At 68.2% G+C, this 23,688-nt stretch carries 17 protein-coding genes and 1 pseudogene; 11 read left to right on the top strand and 7 right to left on the bottom strand.

Annotated elements, in window-relative coordinates; genetic code table 11:
• Nucleotides 1-109: 109 nt before the first annotated feature.
• The gene (locus EX88_RS0109760; protein WP_081930812.1) at nucleotides 110-1,261 is read right to left on the bottom strand and encodes a LysR family transcriptional regulator; all 1,152 of its coding nucleotides are present in this window, start codon (nucleotides 1,259-1,261) and stop codon (nucleotides 110-112) included.
• A gap of 249 nt (nucleotides 1,262-1,510) precedes the next feature.
• Here EX88_RS0109760 and EX88_RS27405 point away from each other — a divergent pair, with 249 nt between their 5' ends.
• The 8 genes and pseudogenes from EX88_RS27405 to folE all read left to right on the top strand — a co-directional run bounded on the left by EX88_RS27405 (nucleotide 1,511) and on the right by folE (nucleotide 12,473).
• Entirely contained in the window at nucleotides 1,511-1,948 is a 438-nt protein-coding gene (locus tag EX88_RS27405) for a DUF2798 domain-containing protein (RefSeq protein ID WP_081930810.1), read from the top strand.
• Nucleotides 1,945-2,886 carry an SDR family NAD(P)-dependent oxidoreductase gene (locus EX88_RS0109750; protein WP_051884856.1) on the top strand — a complete coding sequence of 314 codons (942 nt, stop codon included), beginning with the start codon at nucleotides 1,945-1,947 and terminating at the stop codon, nucleotides 2,884-2,886. The genes EX88_RS27405 and EX88_RS0109750 overlap by 4 nt, the downstream gene beginning before the upstream one ends.
• Entirely contained in the window at nucleotides 2,883-4,097 is a 1,215-nt protein-coding gene (locus EX88_RS0109745) for an efflux RND transporter periplasmic adaptor subunit (RefSeq protein ID WP_051884854.1), read from the top strand. The genes EX88_RS0109750 and EX88_RS0109745 overlap by 4 nt, the downstream gene beginning before the upstream one ends.
• A gap of 231 nt (nucleotides 4,098-4,328) precedes the next feature.
• Nucleotides 4,329-7,401, top strand: a pseudogene (locus tag EX88_RS23670) (efflux RND transporter permease subunit).
• The gene (locus EX88_RS0109735) at nucleotides 7,394-8,845 is read left to right on the top strand and encodes an efflux transporter outer membrane subunit (RefSeq protein ID WP_031371808.1); all 1,452 of its coding nucleotides are present in this window, start codon (nucleotides 7,394-7,396) and stop codon (nucleotides 8,843-8,845) included. Before EX88_RS23670 ends, EX88_RS0109735 begins: the two are co-directional and overlap by 8 nt.
• 653 nt (nucleotides 8,846-9,498) lie before the next feature.
• Entirely contained in the window at nucleotides 9,499-11,181 is a 1,683-nt protein-coding gene (locus tag EX88_RS0109730) for a GGDEF domain-containing protein (RefSeq protein ID WP_031371807.1), read from the top strand.
• Between the two features lie 155 nt (nucleotides 11,182-11,336).
• A complete protein-coding gene (locus EX88_RS0109725) occupies nucleotides 11,337-11,678 on the top strand; it encodes a hypothetical protein (RefSeq protein ID WP_051884852.1) in 342 nt (113 codons plus the stop codon).
• A gap of 201 nt (nucleotides 11,679-11,879) precedes the next feature.
• Nucleotides 11,880-12,473, top strand: coding sequence for a GTP cyclohydrolase I FolE (gene folE / locus EX88_RS0109720; protein ID WP_031371805.1), 594 nt, complete (start codon nucleotides 11,880-11,882; stop codon nucleotides 12,471-12,473).
• 225 nt (nucleotides 12,474-12,698) lie between these two features.
• Here the strand turns inward: folE and EX88_RS0109710 are convergent, their stop codons facing one another.
• The gene (locus tag EX88_RS0109710) at nucleotides 12,699-14,228 is read right to left on the bottom strand and encodes an FAD-dependent oxidoreductase (RefSeq protein ID WP_031371804.1); all 1,530 of its coding nucleotides are present in this window, start codon (nucleotides 14,226-14,228) and stop codon (nucleotides 12,699-12,701) included.
• Between the two features lie 253 nt (nucleotides 14,229-14,481).
• Nucleotides 14,482-18,951, bottom strand: coding sequence for a glutamate synthase large subunit (gene gltB, locus EX88_RS0109705; protein ID WP_031371803.1), 4,470 nt, complete (start codon nucleotides 18,949-18,951; stop codon nucleotides 14,482-14,484).
• A 512-nt stretch (nucleotides 18,952-19,463) separates the two neighbouring features.
• Here gltB and EX88_RS0109700 point away from each other — a divergent pair.
• Both EX88_RS0109700 and EX88_RS0109695 read left to right on the top strand, forming a co-directional pair.
• Nucleotides 19,464-20,729 (top strand): TCR/Tet family MFS transporter, encoded by a 1,266-nt coding sequence (locus EX88_RS0109700; protein WP_031371802.1) that lies wholly within the window; start codon nucleotides 19,464-19,466, stop codon nucleotides 20,727-20,729.
• A 69-nt stretch (nucleotides 20,730-20,798) separates the two neighbouring features.
• Nucleotides 20,799-21,035: a hypothetical protein gene (locus tag EX88_RS0109695; RefSeq protein WP_031371801.1), complete on the top strand. Its 237-nt coding sequence runs from the start codon at nucleotides 20,799-20,801 to the stop codon at nucleotides 21,033-21,035.
• 177 nt (nucleotides 21,036-21,212) lie between these two features.
• Here EX88_RS0109695 and EX88_RS0109690 read toward each other — a convergent pair whose 3' ends face one another.
• Both EX88_RS0109690 and EX88_RS0109685 read right to left on the bottom strand, forming a co-directional pair.
• Complete coding sequence (locus EX88_RS0109690) at nucleotides 21,213-21,653, bottom strand: barstar family protein (protein ID WP_031371800.1); 441 nt, start codon at nucleotides 21,651-21,653, stop codon at nucleotides 21,213-21,215.
• Entirely contained in the window at nucleotides 21,650-22,144 is a 495-nt protein-coding gene (locus EX88_RS0109685) for a ribonuclease domain-containing protein (RefSeq protein WP_031371799.1), read from the bottom strand. Before EX88_RS0109685 ends, EX88_RS0109690 begins: the two co-directional genes overlap by 4 nt.
• 245 nt (nucleotides 22,145-22,389) lie before the next feature.
• Between EX88_RS0109685 and EX88_RS0109680 the strand changes: the two genes are divergently transcribed.
• Nucleotides 22,390-22,590, top strand: a complete 201-nt coding sequence (locus tag EX88_RS0109680; protein WP_031371798.1) for a KTSC domain-containing protein — start codon at nucleotides 22,390-22,392, stop codon at nucleotides 22,588-22,590.
• Between the two features lie 94 nt (nucleotides 22,591-22,684).
• Here the strand turns inward: EX88_RS0109680 and EX88_RS0109675 are convergent, their stop codons facing one another.
• Together EX88_RS0109675 and EX88_RS23665 are read right to left on the bottom strand one after the other, a co-directional pair.
• Nucleotides 22,685-23,092 carry an I78 family peptidase inhibitor gene (locus tag EX88_RS0109675; RefSeq protein WP_051884850.1) on the bottom strand — a complete coding sequence of 136 codons (408 nt, stop codon included), beginning with the start codon at nucleotides 23,090-23,092 and terminating at the stop codon, nucleotides 22,685-22,687.
• A 118-nt stretch (nucleotides 23,093-23,210) separates the two neighbouring features.
• The gene (locus tag EX88_RS23665; RefSeq protein WP_051884848.1) at nucleotides 23,211-23,531 is read right to left on the bottom strand and encodes an I78 family peptidase inhibitor; all 321 of its coding nucleotides are present in this window, start codon (nucleotides 23,529-23,531) and stop codon (nucleotides 23,211-23,213) included.
• Nucleotides 23,532-23,688: the final 157 nt, after the last annotated feature.

Here is a 23,688-nt window from a genome sequence, read left to right as displayed (position 1 = left end):
TACTGCGCCAAGCTCATCACGGCAACGGCAACGGCAACGGCAACGGCAACGGCAACCAGGCTGCGACGTCGCAACCACGCCGCCGATCCGGATCAGATCGGCGCCACGCTCACACCAATGCCGCATCCTCGTCGCTCGGGGTGTCGTCCTTGCGCGCGACATCCTCGGTCGTCTTGGCCGCGCGGGCCGGTTTGCCGCGCAGGTCGACGGCTTCGGCGATCGCCTCGATCGCTTCGACCACCGGTACGGCGATGGTGCGCTGGTCGTTGGCTTCTTTCGCCAGGCCGTGGGCGAGCGCGGCTTCGGCTTCTTCGGAGGCTTTGCGGAAGCGCTTGGCGTCCGGACACAGCACCTGCATGTAGTCGGCGTCGAAGTTCAGGCGCTCGACCAAAAAGTCGACGAAGGCCCGTACCTTGGGCGATTGCACCTGACCGCGCGGAAACACGGCGTTGAACTCGTACTCGGGTCCCGTCCACCCCGCCAGCACGCGTTGCACGTAGCCTTGTTCGGCGAAGGCCTTGACGGTGACGTCGGCGGCCAGCATCAGCGCTTCGCCGCACAGCAGGGCGCCGCGCAGCGGGCCCGGGTCGTTGGCGACCATGACCGGGTCGATCACGTAGTCGACGTTGCGTTCGCCGTCGTTGAGCGTCCACACGTATTCGTTGTTGCGGCGCGACTTCGGCATCGCCAGGGTGCGGTGATGGCGCAGGTCGTCGGGGTGCAGCGGTTCGCCGTGGCGGGCCAGGTAGTTCGGGCTGGCGTAGATCTGGGTGCGGAAGATCGCCAGCCGGCGCTTGATCAGGTTGGAGTCGGGCAGGTCGCCGACCCGCAGCGCCACGTCGATGCCCTTGTCGATCAGGTCGACAGTGTCGTTGCTGAGGTTCATCTCCACCCGCACTTCCGGATGGCGCGCATGGAACTCGCCGAGCAAGGGCGCGATCCAGGTGATGCCGACCGAATACGGCGCGGTGATGCGCAGCCAGCCGCGCGGGCCGCCCTGCAACTGGCCGACCGCACTCTCGGCCTCGTCCAGTTCGCGGGCGATGCGCTGGCAGTGCTCGAAGTACAGGTTGCCGGCCTCGGTCAGGCCGAGCTTGCGGGTCGTGCGGTGCAGCAGCTGCGCGCCGAGCCGGGTTTCGAGTTCCTGGACCTTGCGGCTGACCGTGGTCTTGGGCAGGCGCAGGACGCGGGCGGCGGCGATGAAGCTGCCGCTCTCGACCACCTTGACGAAGATCAGGGTGTCGTTGAGATCGTGAGCCATGGGTAATGGCCTCCCTAGGGATGTGGATCGAACGGGAGCCTGCCGCGCGCCGCGCCTTGCACCGGCGTCGCGGGGGTTCTCGTCAGTTCAAAAACTCGATGTCTGTAGCAGGTGCGGTTGCGGGTGACGGCTGTCATGGCGCCTTGCTGACCCCCTCCACTGCCCGGGCGGGACGGCGGCGGCGACAGTAACGGCATCGTCGCGGGCTGCGAGCAAGCTCGATCCCGCGTCTCCCACGTCCCTGCCGTCATGTCTGGGGCCGGCTGTGGGGCATTCAAGGAGGCAGAGAGGGCATTGGCCCGATGTCGGGACAATTATTCCCTGAATCAGTGGCTAATCAAGTGCCGTCCATCTCTCTACTCTTTGCCGCAGATCGACACGAGGCCCCCCGCCATGTTGAGCCCCCGACAAGCCCGATTCGCGTTTCTCCCACTAATGCTGGTGGCCATGTCTGCCCTGATCGGGCTGGCCGTGGTCGTGTTCCGCCAAGGCCTGGCGCAAGGCGCCGAAGAGGCCTGGATGCTGGCCTGGGTGCTGGCCTTCATCATCGCGCTGCCCTCGGCGATGCTGCTGTTGCCGGCCGTCAGCGCGGTGTTGGCACATTACACCCGGGGTCATTCCGGGAATGACACTCGTCATGGGATCATCCCGATGACGGGAGAGAAAGTCCCGGGAGCGGGACAATGAAAGCTCCTTTGGTTGTACTCGGTGCCACCGGCGGTGTCGGTCGCGGGGTCGTCCAGGCCGCCCTCGACGGCGGCCGGCCGGTCATCGCGGTCGCCCGCCAGGCCAGCGAACTGAAAGTGCTCAAGGCCAGCTTCCCCCACGCCGACCTGACCACGATCGCCGGTTCGGTGAGCAACGACCCCGCCGGCGCCAAGCTCGCCCGCGCCCTGCGCAAACTCGGCCGTCCCCTGGCCGGGGTGGTCGCAGCGGTGTGCGGCAGCGCCGAACGCGGCCGCCTGCTCGACAACCCGGCCGAGTTCCTGCGCCGCAAGCTCGACGAGGATCTCCTCCCCCACCTCGCCGCAGCGCGCCACCTGCTGCCCCTGCTGGCCGAACACGATCGCGGCGGCACCTACGTGCTGATCGGCGGTCCCGGCAGCGAGCATCCCTGGGCCGGTTACGGTCACCGTTCGATCGGTGCCGCGGCCCTGCGCATGCTCGCGCGCGTGCTGCACGACGAAGCGCGCCAGCTGGCGGTCCGCGTGCAGTTGCTCGCGGTCGATACGCCGGTGTGCACCGAGTTCAACCAACGCAACGCCTGTCCGGAATGGCCGAGCGCCCTGTCGGTCGGCCAGCGCGCGCTGGCCCTGATCGACCACGACGCCGACAGCGAACCGCCGCATGCGGTGGTGCCGTACGCCTCGCGCGTGGCACCGCCGCCGCAGTTGCCGCCGCGTGCCGCGCGCGTCCCCTCAGCGCCCGCCAGCCGCCTGCCAGCCGGTGCCCCCGCCTATCCCACCACCGCCCGTCCCACCCCTAAATCGGCTTCAACCGATGCGTGTTCGCAAGATCCGGACAGCACCGCCGACGAAACCGCGCAACGCTGCCTGCAGGACGCGCGCGCACTGTTGAAGTCGTTGACCTCCAAGAATCCCAAACAGGAACCCACCCCCCGATGAGCACCAGCAACTACTTCGCCCGTTCCGGCCGCGCCGGCGTCGGGCTCTCCGTGCTCGCGCTGGCCGCGAGCGTCGTCATTGCCCTGGCCGCGGTCGGTTGCGGCAGCCAGGCCGCCACCCCCGAAGGCGCGCCGCCGCCGCCTGAAGTCAGCGTCGCCCAGGTCCTGAGCAAGCAGGTCCGGCAGTGGGACGAGTTCACCGGCCGCGTCACCGCGGTGGAATCGGTCGAACTGCGCGCCCGCGTCAGCGGTTACGTCGAGCGCGTGGCCTACCAGGAAGGCCAGGAGGTCAAGAAGGGCGATCTGCTGTTCGTGATCGACCAGCGCCGTTATCGCGCCGAGCTCAACCGCGCCCAGGCCGAACTGGAACGCGCGCGTGCCGAAGCGCGTCTGGCCCAGACCCAGGACAAGCGCGCCCAGACCCTGGTCGAGGCCAAGGCGATCTCGCGCGAAGAGTTCGAGACCCGCCGCGCCGCGACCACCCAGGGCAACGCCTCGGTCCGCGCCGCCGAAGCCGCGGTGGCTTCGGCCCAGCTCGATCTGACCTTCACCGAAGTGCGTGCGCCGATCAGCGGCCGCGCCGGTCGCGCCCTGGTCACCGTGGGCAACCTCGCCCAGGCCGACCAGACCCAGCTGACCACGCTGGTTTCGCAAAACCCGATGTACGTCTATTTTGAAAGCGACGAGCAGACCTACCTGCGCTACAACGAGCTGGCCCGCAAGGGCGAGCGCAAGGACAGCAAGAACCCGGTCCGTATCGGTCTGGCCAGCGAAACCGGCTATCCGCACCAGGGCATGGTCGACTTCACCGACAACCAGGTCGACCCGCGCACCGGCACCATCCGCGCCCGCGCGGTGGTCGACAACACCGACCGCATCTTCACCCAGGGTTTGTTCGCGCGCGTCCAGCTCGAAGGTACCGGCGATTTCAAGGCCATGTTGGTCGACGACAAAGCCGTGCTCACCGACCAGGACCGCAAGTACGTCTACGTGCTCGGCCCGAAGAACGAGGCCCTGCGCAAGGACATCGTGCTCGGCCGCATGATCGACGGGCTGCGTGTGGTCGAATCGGGCCTGGCGCCGACCGACAAGGTCATCGTCCACGGCGTGCAGAAGGTGTTCTTCCCGGGCATGCCGGTGGCGCCGAAGACCATTGCGATGGGCGCGCCGGCACCGGGCCCGCAGGTCGCGAGCACGGCCGGGGCGAAATAACCGCGGCGGCGTTCGAAGGTAAGAAACCGCGAAGCCCGCACCCCGTCATCCCCGCGAACGCGGGGATCCGGGGCCCTTCGGGCGAGACGTTCGAAGTCTCCGGGGTTCTCGCATTCGCGGGAACGACGAGCAGACCCGAACGCGCTCAGGGTTTCGAAGCAATCAAGGCCCACGTCCCCACGGCGTGGGCCCGGGAATCATGCGGCTCAACGCCGCACCAAGGAATCCGTCATGGACTTTTCCAAATTTTTCATCGATCGGCCGATCTTCGCCGCGGTGCTGTCGATCGTGATCTTCGCCGCCGGCCTGATCGCGATACCGATCCTGCCGATCAGCGAATATCCCGAAGTCATCCCGCCCTCGGTGATGGTGCGCACGGTGTACCCGGGCGCCAACCCGAAGGTCATCGCCGAAACCGTCGCCACGCCGCTTGAAGAAGCGATCAACGGCGTCGAAGACATGATGTACATCAAGTCGGTCGCCGGTTCCGACGGCGTGCTGGCGATCACCGTCACCTTCAAGCCGGGCACCGACCCGGACGACGCGGCGGTGCGTGTGCAGAACCGGGTCAGCCAGGCGCTGGCGCGATTGCCCGAGGACGTGCGCCGGCAAGGCGTGACGACCCAGAAGCAGGCGCCGGTGTTCCTGATGGTGGTGCACCTGACCTCGCCGAACGGCAAGTACGACACCCTGTACCTGCGCAACTACGCGCGTCTGCACGTCAAGGATCAGCTCGCCCGCCTGTCCGGCGTCGGCGACGCGCAGATCTTCGGCGGCGGCGACTACGCCATGCGCGTGTGGCTCGACCCGGACAAGATCGCCTCGCGCGGCCTGACCGCCGGCGACGTGCTGCGCGCAATGCGCGAGCAGAACGTGCAGGTCTCGGCCGGCCAGCTCGGTGCTGACCCGATGCCGAACAGCGACTTCCTCACCCTGATCAACGCCAAGGGCCGCCTGCAAAGCAAGGAAGAGTTCGGCAACATCGTGGTCAAGAGCGGCACCGACGGCGAAATCGTTCGTCTGTCCGACGTCGCCCGCCTGGAGCTGGGCGCCGGCGACTACAGCCTGCGTGCCCAGCTCGACGGCAAGAACGCGGTCGGCATCGGTATCTTCCAGTCGCCGGGCGCGAACGCGCTGCAGATCCAGGAGCAGGTGATCGCCAACATGGATCGCCTGTCCGAGAGCTTCCCGGAGGGCATCAAGTACGAAGCGGTGTACGACACCACCATCTTCGTGCGCGACTCGATCAAGGCGGTGGTCACCACCCTGCTGGAAGCGATCGCGCTGGTGGTGCTGGTGGTGATCCTGTTCCTGCAGACCTGGCGCGCTTCGATCATCCCGCTGCTGGCCGTGCCGGTGTCGGTGGTCGGTACCTTCGCCGCGCTGTACCTGCTCGGTTTCTCGATCAACACCTTGAGTTTGTTCGGCGGCGCACCAGGCGATGAAGGAAGTGTCCGGCCCGATCGTCGCGATCGCGCTGGTGCTGTGCGCGGTGTTCGTGCCGATGGCGTTCCTGTCGGGCGTGACCGGCCAGTTCTACAAGCAGTTCGCAGTGACCATCGCCATCTCGACGGTGATCTCGGCGATCAACTCGCTGACCCTGTCGCCGGCCCTGGCCGCGCGCCTGCTGCGTCCGCACAGCGCGCCGAAGGATGCGCCGACGCGTCTGATCGACCGCTTGTTCGGCTGGTTGTTCCGTCCGTTCAACCGCTTCTTCGCGTCGAGTTCGCAGAAGTACCAGGGCGCGGTCTCGCGCACGCTGGGCAAGCGCGGTGCGGTGTTCGTGGTGTATGCGGTGCTGTTGGTCGCCACCGGCCTGATGTTCAAGGTCGTGCCGGCCGGCTTCATCCCGCTGCAGGACAAGCTGTACCTGATCGCCGCGGTGAAGCTGCCTGAAGGTTCGTCGATCGCACGCACCGATGCCCTGCTCAAGAAGGTCACCGATGTCGCCGCCAAGGTCGACGGCGTGCAGAACACCATGGCCTTCCCGGGCTTGAACGCGGTGCAGTTCACCAACACGCCCAACACCGGCGTGGCGTTCCTGCCGCTCAAGCCGTTCAGCGAGCGCGACCGGACCGCGGTGGAGATCACCGCCGAGCTCAACCAGAAGATCGCCGGCTTCCAGGAAGGCTTCACCTTCGCCCTGATGCCGCCGCCGATCCTCGGCCTGGGCAACGGCGCGGGCTATCAGTTGTTCATCGAAGACCGCAGCAACCTAGGCTACGGCGCCTTGCAGAATGCGGTCAGCGCGTTCCAGGGCACGATCATGCAGACCCCGGGCATGGGCTATGCGAACACGACCTACCAGGCCAACGTGCCGCAGCTCGACGCCGAAGTCGACCGCGTCAAGGCCAAGGCCCAGGGCGTGCCGCTGACCGATCTGTTCGACACCCTGCAGACCTACCTGGGTTCGGCCTACGTCAACGACTTCAACCAGTTTGGCCGCACCTGGCAGGTGATCGCCCAGGCCGACGGCTCGTTCCGCGACAGCGTCGAGGACATCGCCAACCTGCGCACCCGCAACGACCGCGGCGAAATGGTGCCGATCGGCTCGATGGTGACGGTCAAGCAGACCTTCGGCCCCGACCCGGTGCTGCGCTACAACGGCCACCCGGCCGCCGACATCGCCGGCGACGTCGATCCGCGCGTGATGTCCTCGGCCCAGGCCATGGACGTGGTCAAGGACGTGGCCGCCAAGGTGCTGCCGCACGGCATGGAAATCGAATGGACCGACCTGAGCTACCAGCAGGCCAGCCAGGGCAATGCCGCCTTGATCGTGTTCCCGCTCGCCATCCTGCTCGCCTTCCTGGTGCTGGCGGCGCTGTACGAAAGCTGGACCCTGCCGCTGGCGGTGATCCTGATCGTGCCGATGTGCATGCTGTCGGCCCTGGCCGGCGTGTGGCTCACCGGCGGCGACAACAACGTGTTCGTGCAGGTCGGCCTGGTCGTGCTGATGGGCCTGGCGTGCAAGAACGCGATCCTGATCGTCGAATTCGCCCGCGAACTCGAACTGCAGGGCAAGGGCATCGTGGAGGCTGCTTTGGAAGCCTGCCGCCTGCGTCTGCGTCCGATCGTCATGACCTCGATCGCCTTCATCGCCGGCACCGTGCCGCTGGTGCTGTCGCACGGCGCCGGTGCGGAAATCCGCTCGGTCACCGGCATCACCGTGTTCGCCGGCATGTTGGGCGTGACCCTGTTCGGCCTGTTCCTGACCCCGGTGTTCTACGTCGCCCTGCGCAAGCTGGTCGGCCAGAAGCTGGTCTCGCACGGCGAACACACTCCTCTGGAGAAGATCCATGCGTAAGTTGACCTTTCCCGCCGTGGCCGTGCTGACGCTCGCCCTGGCCGCCTGCGCCGTCGGTCCGGACTATGTCCGGCCGACCCTGGCGACCCCGGACGCGTTCGCCCGCACCGACGCGGCCGCCGCCACCGACGGCAGCGCCGTGGCCGACGCCAATGCCGAGTTCTGGCAGAGCTTCAACGACCCGCTGCTGACGCGGCTGGTCGAGGAATCGCTGTCGGCCAACCACGACCTGCGCATCGCCCTGGCCAATTACGACCGCGCCAATGCCCTGTTGCGCGGCGCCAAGTTCGACCGTTTCCCGACCATCACCGGCAGCGCCAGCGGCAGCGAATCGCGTTCGAGCTCCGACCAGATGCCGGGCGCATCGAACTCGGCGCGCGACAACGAGAGCTACAGCGTCCAGGCCAATGCGAGCTGGGAACTAGACCTGTTCGGCCGCGTGCGCCGCAACATCGAGTCCGAGCGCGCCGAAGCCTGGGCCGGCGCGGCCGACCTGCAGGCGATGCAGGTGTCGATCGTCGGCGAAGTGGCGCGCAGCTATGTCGAGCTGCGCGGCCTGCAGGAGCGCCTGCGCGTCGCCCGCGTCAACGCCGACAACCAGAAGGAAACCCTGCGCCTGGTGCAGGCGCGTTTCGACGCCGGCCGCGGCACCGAGTTCGATACCTCGCGTGCCCGTGCCCAGCTCGAAGCCACCCTGGCCCGGGTGCCGAACCTGGAAGCGCAGGTCGCGGTCACCCAGCACCGTTTGGCGGTGCTGACCGGGCAGACCCCGGACGCGCTGATCGCCACCCTCGACGAGGCCTCGGCCTTGCCGGCGCTGCCGGCCAGGTTGGATGCCGGCACTCCGGGCGAGCTGCTGCGCCGTCGTCCCGACGTCGCCGCGGCCGAGCACCGCCTGCATGCGGCCACCGCGCGCATCGGCGTAGCCACCGCCGACCTGTTCCCGCGTTTCACCCTCAGCGGCCTGATCGGTTCGCAGGCGATCGACACCAGCGCCCTGTTCGAACGCGCCAGCGAAACCCGCCTGGTCGCCCTGGGCATCGACTGGTCGTTCCTCGACATCGGCCGCGTGCGTGCGCGCATCAAGGCCGCCGACGCCACCGCCGAGGGCGAACTCGCCCGTTATCAGCAGAGCGTGTTGCTGGCGCTGGAAGACACCGAGAACGCCCTCGTGCGCTATGCGCGGGCGCGGGTCGAGGACCAGCACCTGGAACGCGCCGCGCTCGACAGCGCCAAGGCCGCCCAACTCGCGCGCGTGCGCTACGAGGCCGGCGCCGCCGACCTGTTCGAAGTGCTCGACGCCGAACGCACCCAGCTGCAGGCCCAGGATGCGTTCGCCGACGGCCGCACCCGCAGCGTCACCGGCGCGATCGCGCTGTACAAGGCGATGGCCGGCGGTTGGCCGGGCCGCGAGCCGGTGCGCGAGGGCGTGGCCCAACGCTGATGGTTCCCCTTGACCGACGATAAAACGGGCGCGGCGGGGCTCCCTTCCCCTCTCATTCGCCGCGACCCGTCGTTGGTCTTTTTGATGCGATCCCGCCGGTCGGGCCGACCGACCGGCGGGGGCTCCCCGGCTCGTCATTCCCGCGCTGGCGGGCTCCGCGATATCAACAGTCCCGTCATTCCCGCGGAGGCGGGCTCTGCTTTACCTTGGCGGAGCCGAGTGTCCAAGGCGTTATCGCGACATCGCTCTGAAGCCTCTGCGACCCGGCCAGGGCGCACAGCGCCCTGGCGTTCACGGATGCACGAGCCATTGGCTCGCAAACGCATCCATTCACCCCGGCCTGCGCTGGGATGACGGCAAAAGCGCGGCATGGCGGTTCTGTCTGAGACCGGAGCGGAGTCCCCAGCTCGTCATCCCCGCGAAAGCGGGGATCCAGAGACTTCAGCGTGGCGTCGCGATAAAGCCCCGGATTGCTTATACCCGTGCGGGCACGGCCGAATGGCCGGACAGGGCGGCTCCACTGCCGATCCCGCGGCCCTTCGCCGCCAAGGCTGCGCATCCGATGCCGCCCCATGAGGTTTTCGCGGGCCATGCCGACCCGCGCCGACTCGGGCTAGACTGCGCAGCTTCATGGTTCGGGAGCGGATCCGGGTATGCGCATAGGCCTGTGGGCGCTGCTGATCGCGTTGGCCTGCGCCTGCCTGCCGGCCGCCGCGCAATCGTTGAAGGTCGAGGTCCTGCTGACCGATACCGACCTGCAGGCGCCGCCGGTCGGCGCTCCGGTGATCCGCCAGTTGGTCGCCGAGCGGCCCGAAGAATCGATCCGTTTCAGCCTGCCGCGCCGCAACGAGGGCTATTGGCTGCGCCTGACCAGCCAGCGCGCGATCGGCAAATACGAAGGCCAGTTGCTGGTCCTGCGTGGTCCGCGCGCGATGGGCCCCCTGCTGTATTACCCGCCCGGCGCCGGCCCGCGCGAAGTCGAGGACGCCGAACACGGCGGCGTGCCGCTGATGCGCCGCGGCTGGGTGCTGGCCCTGCCGAACGGCTGGCCGCCGTCCTCGGTGGCCTATCTGCGCATCAAGGGGCGCGCGGCGATGAGCGAGATCCGCCTGTCGTTCGCCAGCATCCCCGATCTGGCCCGGCAGGAGCGCGGCGACGCCCGCTTCATGGCCGCGGCCTTCACCGCGATGATGTTGATGGCGGTGGCGATGGTCGGCGTGTGGGTCGCGTTCCGCGACTTCGTTTATCTGGGCTACGGCGCCTACCTGGCCTGCATCGCGACCTATCTGTTGCTGTTGTCCGGCGACGCCTCGGAGATGTGGGGGCTGGCCGGGCTGGCCAGCGAACCGGCGATCGGCTGGGCGCTGGCGACCCTGGCGACGATCTTCCAGCTCGGTTTCAGCCTGCGCTTCCTCGATCTGCCGCGGCTGATGCCGCGCACCGCCTGGGTGCTGCGGGCGATCCAGTGGGCCAATATGTTCTGGCTGCTGGTGCTGGTGATCATGCGCGAGCATTCCTACGGCTGGTGGTACATCGGTGGCAACCTGTTGCTGCTGCTCGGCGTGCCGCTGATGCTGGTGATCGCGGTCGCGGCCTGGCGCAAGGGCGCGCCCTACGCCGGTTATTACCTGCTGGGCTGGACCCCGATGCTGGTGTTCGCCGCCGCGCTCGCCGCGAATGCGCTCGGCCTGCGCGACGCCGAATGGGCCGAACGCGGCCTGGCCCTGACCGCGGTGCTGGAATCGGCCGTGCTCGCCCTGGCTCTGAGCCAACATGCCGCCAACCGCCACCGCATCCTGCTGCTGGCGCGGCAGTCGGTCGAACGCGATCCGCTGACCGGCGCGCTCAACGCCCAGGTACTGGAACAGATGCTCGAGGCCTGGTCTTCGCCGGGCAGCCTGAACGTGAATACCTACGGCTTGCTGCTGGTCGACCTGGACGGCTTCGGCGAGGTCAACGCGCGCTACGGCCGCGCGGTCGGCGACGCCCTGCTGCAGCAGGCCCTGGCGCGCATGCGCGGGGTGTTGCGGCCCGACGACACCATCGCCCGCATGGCCGGCGACTGCTTCGGCATCGTCAGCGAATGCGAACGGGTCGAATGCGAACTGCTGGCGCGCCGCCTGGCCGACACCTTCGCCCAGCGGCCGTTCCGCATCGACGGCCACGAGATCACCATGAGCGTGAGCATCGGCCTGGCGATCTCGCAGCGCGGCGAGCAAGTCGCCGAGCTGTTCGAACGCGTGCGCCAGGCCTTGCGCAGCGCCACCGTCGCCGGACGCAACGCGGTCAGCGTCGCTCAGGGGCGCGACCTCGCGACGGCTTTGCCGGCGGAGTGATTCCGCCCTCACGCGGCGCTGACGCCGCTGAGCCGCGCGCCACCGCTTTCTGAACATCGGCGCCGTTACCCGCGATCTTCACCTGCATTGCATGGATCAGGGCCTAGCTTGGTGGCCAAGGACGCGTGTGACGTCCCTGGAATCCGACGCCGGCCATGAAACATCTCAACGCAAAGGAGGTCGGTTCGGCGGTGGCCGAGGCGATCGATCCTGGCGAATACCGCGAGCACTTCCACCGCGAGTACCGCTTCGCCGCGTACTACAGCGCCGGACGCGAATGGCCCGACTACGAACCCGCCTACCGTTACGGCTACGACAGCTATCTGGAGTGCGGCGGGCACCGCTTCGAAGAGGTCGAGGCCGAACTGGGGCGCGAATGGCACCGGCACCGCGCCAGCTCGCGACTGCATTGGACCGAAGCGCGCGAGGCGGTGCGCGACGGATGGCATCACATCGAGCGCAGCTTGCCCCACGCACTCGACCGGTCGCTGCGCTGACGGCTCGCGCGATGACCACCGCTCCCTAGGCGCTCTCCCCCGGGGAGTCTACTGGTCGCCCCTCCGGGCGGCCTTTTTTTTGCCGGCCGTGGCGGTTGGCGGCGAGCGTCGCAGCCGCGGCAACCCGGCGTTCCGCCCGCGCACTCGGCGTGCGCGGCGCGGTGGAGTAGGATGCCCCTCCCACATGCAAGAGGCCGGACCATGGCCGACAACGACAGCAAGCCGTCCCGCGAACAGGCCGAAGCCGCCGTTCGCACCCTGCTGAGCTGGGCCGGCGAAGATCCCGCCCGCGAAGGCCTGCTCGACACGCCCAAGCGCGTGGTCGAGGCCTATGGCGACTGGTTCAGCGGTTACGGCGACGATCCGCGCGAATACCTGGCCCGCACCTTCGAAGAAGTGGCCGGTTACGACGAAATGATCGTGCTGCGCGACATCGAGTTCGAGAGCCATTGCGAGCACCACATGGCGCCGATCATCGGCAAGGCCCATGTCGGTTACCTGCCGAGCGGCAAGGTCGTCGGCATCAGCAAGCTGGCCCGCGTGGTCGAGACCTACGCGCGCCGTTTCCAGGTCCAGGAAAAGATGACCGCGCAGATCGCCCAGTCGATCCAGGACGTGCTGCAGCCGCTCGGCGTTGGCGTGGTCATCGAAGGCGCGCACGAGTGCATGACCACCCGCGGCGTGCATAAGCGCGGCGTCAGCATGATCACCTCGAAGATGCTCGGCATGTTCCGCGACGACGCCCGCACCCGCGCCGAGTTCCTGCGCTTCATCGATGTCGGCCCGGGCCGCTGAGTAGCGACACTCGTTGATGCGTTGCCCGAGTCCGGATTCGCAGCGAATCCGCACGGCCGTCATCCCCGCGAAGGCGGGGATCCAGCTCTTTTCGGGCGAGGACGGTCGAGATCTATGGATCCCCGCCTTCGCGGGGATGACGAGCTGAGGCACTGCGGTCTGCGCTTCATCGCAGCCCCTCTCCCGTTGACGGGAGAGGGGTTGGGGTGAGGGCGCGACAGCCGCTCAACCCACCCTGGCGAGCTGCTCGTCCCGCGCCGCCACCGGCGCCTGCGCGCTCAACAGCGACACGATGCCCGCCGCCGCCTCGCGGCCTTCGAACGCCGCCGTCACCACCAGGTCGGCGCCGCGCACGGCGTCGCCGCCGGCGAACACCTTCGGATTGGTCGTCTGATACGGCAGCCCGGCCGCGCTCTTGCGCCGCGTCGCGCAGCTTTCGCTGGTCGCCAGCACCTTGATGCGGCCGTTGTCGGTCAACTCGATGCCCTGCTGCGCCAGCCAGGCCGGCGGATCGGGCTGGAAGCCGAACGCGATGATGACCACGTCGGCTTCGAGCACCGATTCGCTGCCCTCGACCACTTCGGCGCGCTGACGGCCGCGCGCATCGGGTGCGCCCAGACGGGTTTCGGCCACCCGCACCGCATTGACCGCGGTGCCGTCGCCGAGCAGTTCCAGCGGCTGGCGATTGAACAGGAACTCCACGCCTTCCTCGCGCGCGTTGCCGACTTCGCGCGCCGAGCCGGGCATGTTGGCCTCGTCGCGCCGGTACACGCAGCGCACCTGTGCCGCGCCCATGCGCACCGCGCTGCGCACGCAGTCCATGCCGGTGTCGCCGCCGCCGAGCACGACCACGCGCTTGCCGCGCAGATCCGGCAGTTCGAGCTGGTCTTCCCAGCCGGCGATCGGTTGCGAACGCACGGTTTCGCCTTCGGAGTGCACGACGCGGCCGTTCTGGACCAGGAACGGCAGTGCCGGCAGGACGTTGCGCAGATCCTGGCCGGGCAGACCGCCGTCGGTGTAGCGGTACGAACCCAGGCCCAGGAACACCGCGTCGAATTGGGCGATGAGTTCGTCCAGGCTGAGGTCGCGGCCGATCTCGACGCCGAGCTTGAACTGCACGCCCATGCCTTCGAGCACCTCGCGGCGTTGGCGCATCACCGACTTTTCCAGCTTGAAGCTCGGGATGCCGAAGTGCAGCAGCCCGCCGATGTCTTCGTAGCGGTCGAACACCACCGCCTGGATGCCGGCGCGGGCCAGGCGGTCGGCGCAGGACAACCCGGCCGGGCCGGCGCCGACGATGGCGACGCGCCGGCCGTTGGGCTTCACCGCCGACAGATCGGGGCGCCAGCCGCTGGCGAGGGCGCTGTCGACGATGTACTTCTCGACCGCGCCGATGGTGACCGCGCCGAAACCGTCGTTGAGGGTGCAACTGCCTTCGCACAGACGATCCTGCGGACAGACGCGGCCGCAGATTTCGGGCAGGGGATTGGTCTCGTGGCACAACGCCGCGGCTTCGTGGACGCGGCCTTCGCGCGCCAATTCGAGCCAGTTCGGAATGTAGTTGTGCAGCGGGCAGGCCCAACCGCAGTAGGGATTGCCGCAATCGAGGCAACGGCCGGCCTGCTTCTTGGCTTCGGCTTCGGCGAAGCGGCCGTACAGCTCGCCCCAGTCGCCGTCCAGGCGCAGTTGCAGCGGGATGCGCGTGGGCATCTCGCGCGAGGCATCACGGAATTGGAAGACGGACTTCTTGCTCATGAGTGGCGGCCCCGTTGGCTGCGTTGTCGTGGCGTCGTGGCTGGGGCTGCAAAAGAAAGATCAGAAGCAAATCCCCCCCGGCCCCCCTTTTTCAAAGGGGGGAGGAGTACCCGTTTGTCATGATGGAGGTGCGCCGACGCGGGATGTTCGCGCGACCCGTACGGCACTGACTGATGTTCCACCGCCGTTCCCCCCTTTGCAAAAGGGGGGCAGGGGGGATTTGCTGTTGCCGTCGTAAGCATCGAGGAAAGACTCACGCCGCACTCCTCAAGGTCTCGGCCAGCGATTCCAGGCTCGCTGCCTTCGGCTTGACCAGCCAGAACTTGCCCATGTAGTCGCGCATCTCGTCGAGGATGCGGCGCGCCCAGGCGCTGCCGGTCAGGGCGACGTGGGTTTCGAGCAGGTCGTGCAGGTGCGAGCGGTGATGCTCGAAGCCGTCGGCGGAGATGCGCAGGATGTCGATCAGCTCGTGGTTGTAGCGGTCGACGAAGTCGCGCTCGGTGTCGAGCACGTAGGCCATGCCGCCGGTGAAGCCGGCGCCGAAGTTCAGGCCGGTGCGGCCGAGCACCGCGACCACGCCGCCGGTCATGTACTCGCAGCAGTGGTCGCCGGCGCCTTCGACCACCGCGGTCGCGCCGGAGTTGCGCACGCCGAAGCGTTCGCCGGCGCGGCCGGCCGCATACAGCTCGCCGCCGGTGGCGCCGTACAGACAGGTGTTGCCGAGGATCGGCGTCTCGTGGGCGACGTAGCGCGCGCCGCTCGGCGGGCGCAGGACGATGCGGCCGCCGGCCATGCCCTTGCCGACGTAGTCGTTGGCTTCGCCCGACAGCTCGAAGTGCAAGCCGCCGGCCTGGAAGGCGCCGAAGCTCTGGCCGGCAGTGCCGCTGAAACGCAGGGTCAGCGGCGCATCGCTCATACCGCGGTCGCCGTGCAGGCGGGCGATGCGTCCGGACAAACGCGCGCCGATGCTGCGGTCGGTGTTGCGGATCTTGTAGCCGTACTCGCCGCCGGACTTGTTCGCGATGGCGTCGGCCAGATCGCTTTCGAGTTGTGCAGACAGACCGTCGGGCGCCTCTACCGGCGCGGGCATGCCGCAATGGCCGCCGTGGGCGAGGCCGGTGCCGGCGAGCAGCGGTGCCAGATCCAGGCGTTGCTGGCGTGCGCTCTCGCCTTGGCTCTGCCGCAGCAGATCGGTGCGGCCGACGATTTCGCCGAGCGTGCGCACGCCGAGCGAGGCCAGCCAGTGCCGCACTTCCTCGGCGAGCAGGCGGAAGAAGTTCTCCACGCGTTCGGGCAGGCCGGTGAAATGGTCGCGGCGCAGACCGGCGTCCTGGGTCGCCACGCCGGTCGCGCAGTTGTTGAGGTGGCAAATGCGCAGGTACTTGCAGCCCAGGGCGATCATCGGCGCGGTGCCGAAGCCGAAGCTTTCGGCGCCGAGCAGCGCGGCCTTGACCACGTCGAGGCCGCTCTTGAGGCCGCCGTCGGTCTGCAGGATCACCCGGTCGCGCAGGTCGTTGGCGACCAGGGCCTGGCGCGCTTCGGCCAGGCCGAGCTCCCACGGCGTGCCGGCGTAGCGGATCGACGACAGCGGGCTGGCGCCGGTGCCGCCGTCGTGGCCCGACACGGTAACCAGGTCGGCGCCGGCCTTGACCACGCCGGTGGCGATGGTGCCGACGCCGGCGTGCGAGACCAGCTTGACCGAGATCAGCGCCTGCGGATTGACCTGGCGCAAATCGTGAATGAGCTGCGCCAAGTCCTCGATCGAATAGATGTCGTGATGCGGCGGCGGCGAGATCAGGCCGATGCCGGGCATCGCATAGCGCAAGCGCGCGATCAGTTCGTTGACCTTGTGGCCCGGCAACTGACCGCCTTCGCCGGGCTTGGCGCCCTGCGCGACCTTGATCTGCAGCACTTCGGCATTGACCAGGTACTCCGGGGTCACGCCGAACCGGCCCGAGGCGATCTGCTTGATCTTGGAGACCTTGTCGGTGCCGTAGCGTGCCGGGTCTTCGCCGCCTTCGCCCGAATTCGAGCGCCCGCCGAGGCGGTTCATCGCGATCGCCAGCGCTTCGTGCGCTTCCGGCGACAACGCGCCCAGGCTCATCGCCGCCGAATCGAAACGGCGCACGATGGCTTCGACCGGTTCGACCTCCTCCAGCGGGATCGCGGTGGCGGTGTCGCTGTTGAGTTCGAGCAGATCGCGCAGGGCCGCGGTCGGGCGTTCGTTGACCGCTTCGGCGTAGTGCTGCCAATCGGCCCAGTCGCCGCTGCCGACCGCGCGCTGCAGGCGGGTGACCACGTCGGGATTGAACAGATGGTATTCGCCGCCCGGCGTGTACTTCAGCAGGCCGCCGATCTCGGGCAGGCGGTTGGCGTCCCAACCGAGGTCGGCCAGGGTCTGGTTGTCTTCCTGCAACAAATCGAAGCCGGCGCCGCTGATGCGCGAGGGCGTGCCGGCGAAACACAGCTCGACCACTTCGCGGTCCAGGCCGATGATTTCGAACAACTGCGCGCCGCGATAGCTGCCGATGGTCGCGATGCCCATCTTCGAGATGATCTTGAGCAGGCCCTTCTTGATCGCGCGGCGGTAGCTGCGGCCGATCTGCGCGACCTCGCCGTGCTTGGTGCGCAGGATGCCGCGCGCGCCCAGGTCGTGCAGGGTCTGGTAAGCCAGGTAGGGATACACCGCGGTCGCGCCGAAGCCGATCAGGCAGGCGAAATGGTGCGGATCGCGCGCGGTGCCGGTCTCGATGATCAGATTGGCTTCGCAGCGCAGGCCCACCCGCACCAGGTGCTGGTGGATCGCGCCGGTCGCCAGCAGCGCATGCATCATCAGGCATTCGCGGCGCGGGCGGCGGTCGCTGATGATCAGCAGCACGATGCCGTCGCGGGTGGCTTCCTCGGCTTCCAGGCACAGGCGCTGGATCGCCGCCTTCAGGCCTTCCTCGGCGTTGTAGTTCAAGTCGATGTAGCGGTGCGACTGGTCGTACGGCGCCATCGACAACAACTGGCGCAGCTTGCGTTGCGCGAGCACCGGCGAGTTCAGGTGGATGTGGCCGACGTTGCCGGGGCCGTCGACGAAGACATTGCCCTCGCGCCCGATCTGGGTCGCCAGCGACATCACGCAGTCCTCGCGCAACGGATCCATCGGCGGGTTGGTGACCTGGGCGAAGGCCTGGCGGAAGTGGTCGTAGAGCGAGCGCACTTGTTGCGACAGCACCGCCATCGGCACGTCGTCGCCCATCGAGCCGGTCGCTTCCTGCTCGATCTCGGCGAGCGGGCGCAGCACTTGCTCGCGTTCTTCGCGGGTCAGCTGGAACAGCTTCTGGAAGCCGGCCAGGGTGTCGTGGTCGAAGGGTTCGGCGGTCAGGTTGGGGTCGATCAACTCGCTGTGCAGGTAGGTCATGCCCTGCTTGAGCCAACGCTTGTACGGCGCGCGCGCGCGGTTGATGCGGTCGATCGCCTCGGAGTCGAGCAATTCGCCCTGGTAGAGATCGGCGGCGATCATCTCGCCCGGGCCGAGCTTGCCCTTGGCCTCGATTTCCTCGACCGGCAGTTCCCACACGCCGGCTTCCGAGGCGATCAGGAAGTGGCGGTCGCGCGAACGCAGCCAGCGCGCCGGGCGCAGGCCGTTGCGGTCGAGAGTGCAGGCGGCGTAACGGCCGTCGCAGGTGACGATGCCGGCCGGGCCGTCCCACGGTTCGGTGTTGAGCGCGTAGTACTCGTAGAACGCGGCGAGGTCGGCGTCCTTGTACTCCAGCGACTGGGTCGCCGGCGGAATCAGGATGCGCATGGCCTTGAGCAGGTCCATGCCGCCGGCCTGCAGCACCTCGAGCATGTTGTCGAGGCTTTGCGAATCCGAGCCGTCGGTGCCGACCACCTGGTCGAACTCGCGCAGGTCCAGCACCGGCGTGCGCCAGGCGTGCGCGCGTGCCTGCGCCCAGGCGCGATTGCCGGCGATGGTGTTGATCTCGCCGTTGTGGGCGAGCAGGCGGAACGGCTGCGCCAGCGGCCAGCGCGGCGTGGTGTTGGTGGAGAAGCGCTGATGGAACACCACCGCGCTCGCGGCCAGCTCGGGGCGCTGCAGGTCCGGATACAGTTGCATCAGCCGGTCCGGCAGCACCATGCCCTTGTAGCCGATGCTGGCCGAGGACAGGCTGACCACGTAGAAGTCCTGGAAGGCGTCGGCATCGGTCTGGCGCAGGCGCTGTTCGGCGCGGCGGCGCGCCAGGAACAACGAGCGCTGGAACCCGGCCGGGTCGAACGGCGTGGCGGCGTCGACGAAGATCTGCTCGATGCGCGGCATGGTCTGGCGGGCGAGTTCGCCGCAGGCCGCCACATCGACCGGCACCACGCGCCAGCCGGTCACGCGCATGCCTTCGCTGCGCAGGGTTTCGTTGAGTACGTCGCGGGCCTGGGCGGCCAGCGCGGTGTCGCGCGGCAGGAACACCAGGCCGGAAGCGAAGTGTGGGCCCGGGCGGATGTTGGCTTCGCGCGCGATCAGGCGCAGGAAGGCGTCGGGATGGCGGATCAGCAAGCCGCAACCGTCGCCGCTGAGCCCGTCGGCGGCGACGCCGCCGCGGTGGGTCATGCGCGAGAGCGCCTCGAGGGCGCGGTCGACCAGGGCGCGGCTAGGGCGATCGTCGAGTTGCGCGATCAGTCCGAAACCGCAGCTGTCCCGCTCGTCGCGGGGGTCGTACAGACTTTGTTGCCTGGCTTGCATCGCATCTCCGGACCGGTGGGGTGTTCCGTGGATCGCTAGCTCGCTATCGCTTTACGTTGTGGTCTGACCGGGTCCTTGCATCGATGTTCTAAAACTGGTCCCTGGAGGCGGTTCCCCAACGCGAAGCGACGTTCGCGATATCGATTGGTTGGCTTGGCGGTGTTGCTGGAGGATCTTGAGGTCACTGTTACGCGCAAGGCGCATCCGCCACTGGCGCGGGACTCGTCCCGCACCGGCAGTGTCAAAACCGAGCGTGTTTCGACTAAAGCACAAATTGTGCGATGCGGCAATTCACCCATGGACGCAGAATTTGCCCTGCTTACACGCGCACGGAACTGTGAGCGCGCGCGCTCACAAGCGATTTTGTAAGCCAATGATCTCGATGGGAAAATTCTCGATTCGTCGGGCAATTAGTAACGTAAGAAACCATCGCGCGGTGACAAACGACCCTGCCGCACACTCGCCTGCGCGCTAGACTGCGCCACTCGCAAGCCTTTCGCCCTTTGGCATTCATGACTCCTCCCATCGCTCCTGCTTCGGGCGCGCGTCGTGCTGCGCTCGTCTTCATCTTCATCACCGTGCTGATCGACGTGCTGTCGTTCGGCTTGATCATTCCGGTGCTGCCGCACCTGATCGAGGACTTCGTCGGCGGCGACACCGCCAAGGCGGCCTACTGGGTCGGCCTGTTCGGCACCGTGTTCGCGCTGATCCAGTTCGTGTTCTCGCCGATCCAGGGCAGCCTGTCGGACCGCTACGGCCGGCGCCCGGTGATCCTGATCTCCTGCCTGGGCCTGGGCCTGGACTTCATCCTGATGGCGGTGGCCAACACCCTGCCGCTGCTGCTGATCGGCCGCATCATTTCGGGCATCACCGCGGCCAGCTTCACCACCGCAAACGCCTACGTCGCCGACGTCACCCCGCCGGAACAGCGCGCCAAGAGTTTCGGCATGATCGGCGCCGCATTCGGCGTCGGTTTCGTGATCGGCCCGGTGATCGGCAGCCAGCTCGGCGCGATCGACATGCGCCTGCCGTTCTGGTTCGCCGCCGGCCTGGCCCTGCTGAACTTCTTCTACGGCTGGTTCGTGCTGCCCGAATCGCTGCCGCCGGAGAAGCGCACCGCACGCTTCGACTGGGCCCACGCCAATCCGTTCGGCTCGCTGATGCTGCTCAAGCGTTACCCGCAGGTGTTCGGCCTGGCCGCGGTGGTGTTCATCGCCAACATGGCCCACTACGTCTATCCGAGCATCTTCGTGCTGTTCGCCGGTTATCAGTACCAGTGGGGCCTGGACAAGGTCGGCTGGGTGCTGGCGGTGGTCGGCGTGTTCAACATCATCGTCAACGTCGCCTTGATCGGCCGCGTCGTCGCCTGGCTCGGCGAGCGCCGCACCCTGCTGTTCGGCCTGGCCTGCGGCGTGATCGGCTTCATCGTCTACGGCAGCGCCGACACCGGCCTGATCTTCCTGCTCGGCCTGCCGATCAGCGCCTTGTGGGCGATGGCGGCGCCGGCGACCCAGGCCTTGGTCACGCGTCAGGTCGGCGCTCACGAGCAGGGCCGCATCCAGGGCGCGCTGATGAGCCTGGTCAGCCTGGCCGGCGTGATCGGGCCGGCGATCTTCGCCAGCAGCTTCGGCTACTTCATCGGCAAGTCGGCGCCGATCCACCTGCCGGGCGCGCCGTGGTACATCGCCGCCGCCTTGCTCGGCATCGGCTTGCTGATCGCCTGGCGCTATGCGCGCGTGCCGGCGGTGGCGCCGGCCGCAGCCGATGTCGTGGCCTGAACCAATGACACTGGCGGGCCCTCGCCGCGTCGGCGAAGGTCGGCGGCGACATCCCGACAGGAGCCTTGCATGCGTGTATTCACCGGCCTCGCCGTTCTGACCGCCGTCGTCATGCTCGGCGCCTGCAGCGGCGTCGAATATCGCGACACCAACGCCGCGGTCGATGCGCGCCCCGAATGTGCGAGCGGCCCGACGCGTCCCGGCGAGACCCCGCCGGCCTGGTGCGAGCGCAAACTCGAAGCGAAGTGGGATTCGCAAGGCGCCTCGGAAAAGGTCGACTTCAAGAAAAAGGACGACGAGCGCTGAACCTCGCGCGCTCGCGCCGTCCGCAGCCGTCGATCGCGGTTCTCGGAGGTGCGATCGGCCTTGGGGTAGGAGCGGCGCGAGCCGCGACCGCGAATCTGCGGCTGGGGACGTTCGTACGGGTGACTGCGTGGTCGCGGCTCGCGCCGCTCCTAGCCTGAAAGCCGGCGTCGCGGTGGCTCAGGGCGCCATCTGTGCGAGCTCCGCCTGCGGCAGCGGCAGCAGCGCCCAGAACGCGATGCGCGACTTCGCCCAATCCTGCGCGGCGTCGTTGAGGATCTCGACCAGGGTCGCGGCGTCCTCGCCGTGTTCGGCCTGCCAAGGGCCGGCATGTTCGATCAATAGCAGATAGCCCGGCGCCGGCCACCACGACAGGTCGTTGACGCAGTCGTTGAGCGCATCCCAGTTGTGGCCGAACCAGGCCGGGAAACGCAGACCCGCGGCGATGCGCGCCAGCGCGTCGTCCTTGTCGGCGCAGCCGGCGAAATCGACGCGGGCGACCGCGAACTCGAGCTCGGCTGCGGCATCGGCCAGTGCACGCGCGTCGCGTGCATCGATGAAGTAGGCGCCTGCCTGGGCCGGATCGGCGAGCAACTCGCGCGGATCGATCGAGCCGCTCATCGTGCGCCTCCGTCGGCCCGCACGTCGAAGCGGGTGAAGCTGCGGTAGTGATCGCCGGTGTAGTAGTACTCGGACGGCGGATCGCCGCCGGTGACGATGCGGCGTGCGCCGCGGTCGTCGGAACGCGGCGTTTCGACCGTGTACTCGCGGTAATAGCCGCGCGGTTGCCGCGGCAGGCGTTGCTCGCGGTTCTGGAACACGCCGCCGTCCTGGCGATGCGCGAACGGGCCGCCCGCGGCGATGCGGCGCAAGGTGTCGTTCGCTTCCGGCGGCAGTGCGATCGAGGCGATCGGCGGGGTTTCGTCGTGGCCGCGTCCGGCGTTGCCGTGCCCGGCGTCATCGCGCATGGCGTCATCGCGCATGGCCGGTTGCGACTGCGTCACCGGTGCGTGCGCGGGAACGGCGGGTTGCGGCGCCTGCATGCCGCGCTGGCTCCAGACCCACAGGCCGATCAAGACCACGGCGGCGATCAGCCAGAGATTACGGCGCATCGGAGACTCCTGGCGGATAACGCCGGCAGTTTAGGCCATGAGACGTGGCTGCGCTTGCAGCTTTCGACCCGCGCCGCTGCCGGTCCTAGCGACCGCTTGGTCGCTGAATTATCCCTCGCGCTTCGCAGCGTCGCGGGCCCTGCGACGGGGTCGTGGTCTCATAGAGGGGTTCGAACGGCGCGCTCGATTCGTCGCCTTCCGCGGCCCCGGGCGATCCACCACACACTCGCAAGGAGATGCATGCAATGGAGATGATCCGTGTTTCTTCCTCGGCCATCGAGGCGATCGGTTACGACCTTGCGACCGGACTGCTGAGGATCCGCTTCGTCGAGGGCCAGGACTACGATTTTCACGGCGTGCCCGAGAGCGTGAACCTGGGCCTGATCGCGGCCACCTCGAAAGGCGGCTACTACCACGCCCACATCCGCGACCACTACTCCAGCTGAGTGGAGTGATCGCTCGCGTGCCGGCGAAGCTCGATTCGCCGGCACGCGATAGCGCTAGGGATAAGCGCCGCTTCTGCGCTGAACCGCCCTGCGATCAACCGCAGCCGACGTCGACGATGACGTTCTTCTCGTCGACATGCACGTTGACGCGGCCGTCCAGGTACTCCTTGGTGATCATCTGGCCGGGCTTGAGCACACGGACGGTGTGGCCGCCGGCGCTGACCTTCGCCTGCTCGACGGTGGCCGCATCGGCGGTCTTGCCGACCAGCGTGGCCTTCGCCGTTTCGGCGTTGCAGGTGCGGCGCGACGGCATCGGCGAGGGTTCGCCGGGGGCGATGCTGCTGGCGCCCTGAGCGTCGGCCGGCTCGACCGCGGCGCTCGGCATTTCATCGGCGGGGCGGGGGCCGGCGCAGGCGGCCATCGCCAGCGGCAGCGACACGGCGAGCAGCGCGCCGGACAGCAGGCGGTGCAGGGGCTGGGAGAGAGCGGTCCGGTTCGACATGGCGACGTCCTTCGCTGGATGCGCGCTCGGCGCGTTGGCCCGAGCCTGCCCCGGCACAGCTGTGCCCAGGGTTAACGCTGGCCGCGGATCCTGCGATCCGCGACCGTGCGCACAGCCTTCAACCGCAGCGCAGGCCGGTGATGGCGCCGCGTTCGTTGACGTCGATGTTGAGGCGGTCTTGCTGGAAATCCATGGTTGCCGCCATGCCGGGTGTCAGCACACGCACGGTGCGGCTGCGGGTTTCGACGCGGGCGCGTTCGACCACGTCGGCATCCGGGGCGCGGCCGATGGCCCAGCGCGCGGCTTCGGCGTTGCAGGCGGCCGGGCCGATGTCGGTCGGCGGAATCGGCGTGGCGCAGGCGGCCAGGGCGAGGCTGAGGACGACGCCGGCAACGAGCGGACGGAATCCGATGAGGCGGTCGGTGGCAAACAGGGACATGGCGAGGCTCCGGACGTGGTCGCGGGCAGAGTGCGACCGGCGACGTGTGCGGCGTATGAAGGCCGCGGGCTGCGCAGTGTAGCCGGGGTGCTCGCGACCCAGATGACTCAATCGGGCGCTATGCGCGGCCGCAACAGCAGGCTTTGGACAGGGGCGG

This window comes from Lysobacter antibioticus, assembly GCF_000731095.1.
Taxonomy (GTDB): Bacteria; Pseudomonadota; Gammaproteobacteria; order Xanthomonadales; family Xanthomonadaceae; genus Lysobacter; species Lysobacter antibioticus_B.
This window is presented reverse-complemented; position numbering and strand designations above follow the sequence as displayed.

Excerpts from the sequence above, each read along its gene's own strand:
- EX88_RS0109760 (WP_081930812.1), bottom strand. The coding sequence starts at position 1,261 with ATGGCTCACGATCTCAACGACACCCTGATCTTCGTCAAGGTGGTCGAG.
- EX88_RS27405 (WP_081930810.1), top strand. The coding sequence starts at position 1,511 with ATGTCTGGGGCCGGCTGTGGGGCATTCAAGGAGGCAGAGAGGGCATTG.
- EX88_RS0109750 (WP_051884856.1), top strand. The coding sequence starts at position 1,945 with ATGAAAGCTCCTTTGGTTGTACTCGGTGCCACCGGCGGTGTCGGTCGC.
- EX88_RS0109745 (WP_051884854.1), top strand. The coding sequence starts at position 2,883 with ATGAGCACCAGCAACTACTTCGCCCGTTCCGGCCGCGCCGGCGTCGGG.
- EX88_RS0109735 (WP_031371808.1), top strand. The coding sequence starts at position 7,394 with ATGCGTAAGTTGACCTTTCCCGCCGTGGCCGTGCTGACGCTCGCCCTG.
- EX88_RS0109730 (WP_031371807.1), top strand. The coding sequence starts at position 9,499 with ATGCGCATAGGCCTGTGGGCGCTGCTGATCGCGTTGGCCTGCGCCTGC.
- EX88_RS0109725 (WP_051884852.1), top strand. The coding sequence starts at position 11,337 with ATGAAACATCTCAACGCAAAGGAGGTCGGTTCGGCGGTGGCCGAGGCG.
- folE (WP_031371805.1), top strand. The coding sequence starts at position 11,880 with ATGGCCGACAACGACAGCAAGCCGTCCCGCGAACAGGCCGAAGCCGCC.
- EX88_RS0109710 (WP_031371804.1), bottom strand. The coding sequence starts at position 14,228 with ATGAGCAAGAAGTCCGTCTTCCAATTCCGTGATGCCTCGCGCGAGATG.
- gltB (WP_031371803.1), bottom strand. The coding sequence starts at position 18,951 with ATGCAAGCCAGGCAACAAAGTCTGTACGACCCCCGCGACGAGCGGGAC.
- EX88_RS0109700 (WP_031371802.1), top strand. The coding sequence starts at position 19,464 with ATGACTCCTCCCATCGCTCCTGCTTCGGGCGCGCGTCGTGCTGCGCTC.
- EX88_RS0109695 (WP_031371801.1), top strand. The coding sequence starts at position 20,799 with ATGCGTGTATTCACCGGCCTCGCCGTTCTGACCGCCGTCGTCATGCTC.
- EX88_RS0109690 (WP_031371800.1), bottom strand. The coding sequence starts at position 21,653 with ATGAGCGGCTCGATCGATCCGCGCGAGTTGCTCGCCGATCCGGCCCAG.
- EX88_RS0109685 (WP_031371799.1), bottom strand. The coding sequence starts at position 22,144 with ATGCGCCGTAATCTCTGGCTGATCGCCGCCGTGGTCTTGATCGGCCTG.
- EX88_RS0109680 (WP_031371798.1), top strand. The coding sequence starts at position 22,390 with ATGGAGATGATCCGTGTTTCTTCCTCGGCCATCGAGGCGATCGGTTAC.
- EX88_RS0109675 (WP_051884850.1), bottom strand. The coding sequence starts at position 23,092 with ATGTCGAACCGGACCGCTCTCTCCCAGCCCCTGCACCGCCTGCTGTCC.
- EX88_RS23665 (WP_051884848.1), bottom strand. The coding sequence starts at position 23,531 with ATGTCCCTGTTTGCCACCGACCGCCTCATCGGATTCCGTCCGCTCGTT.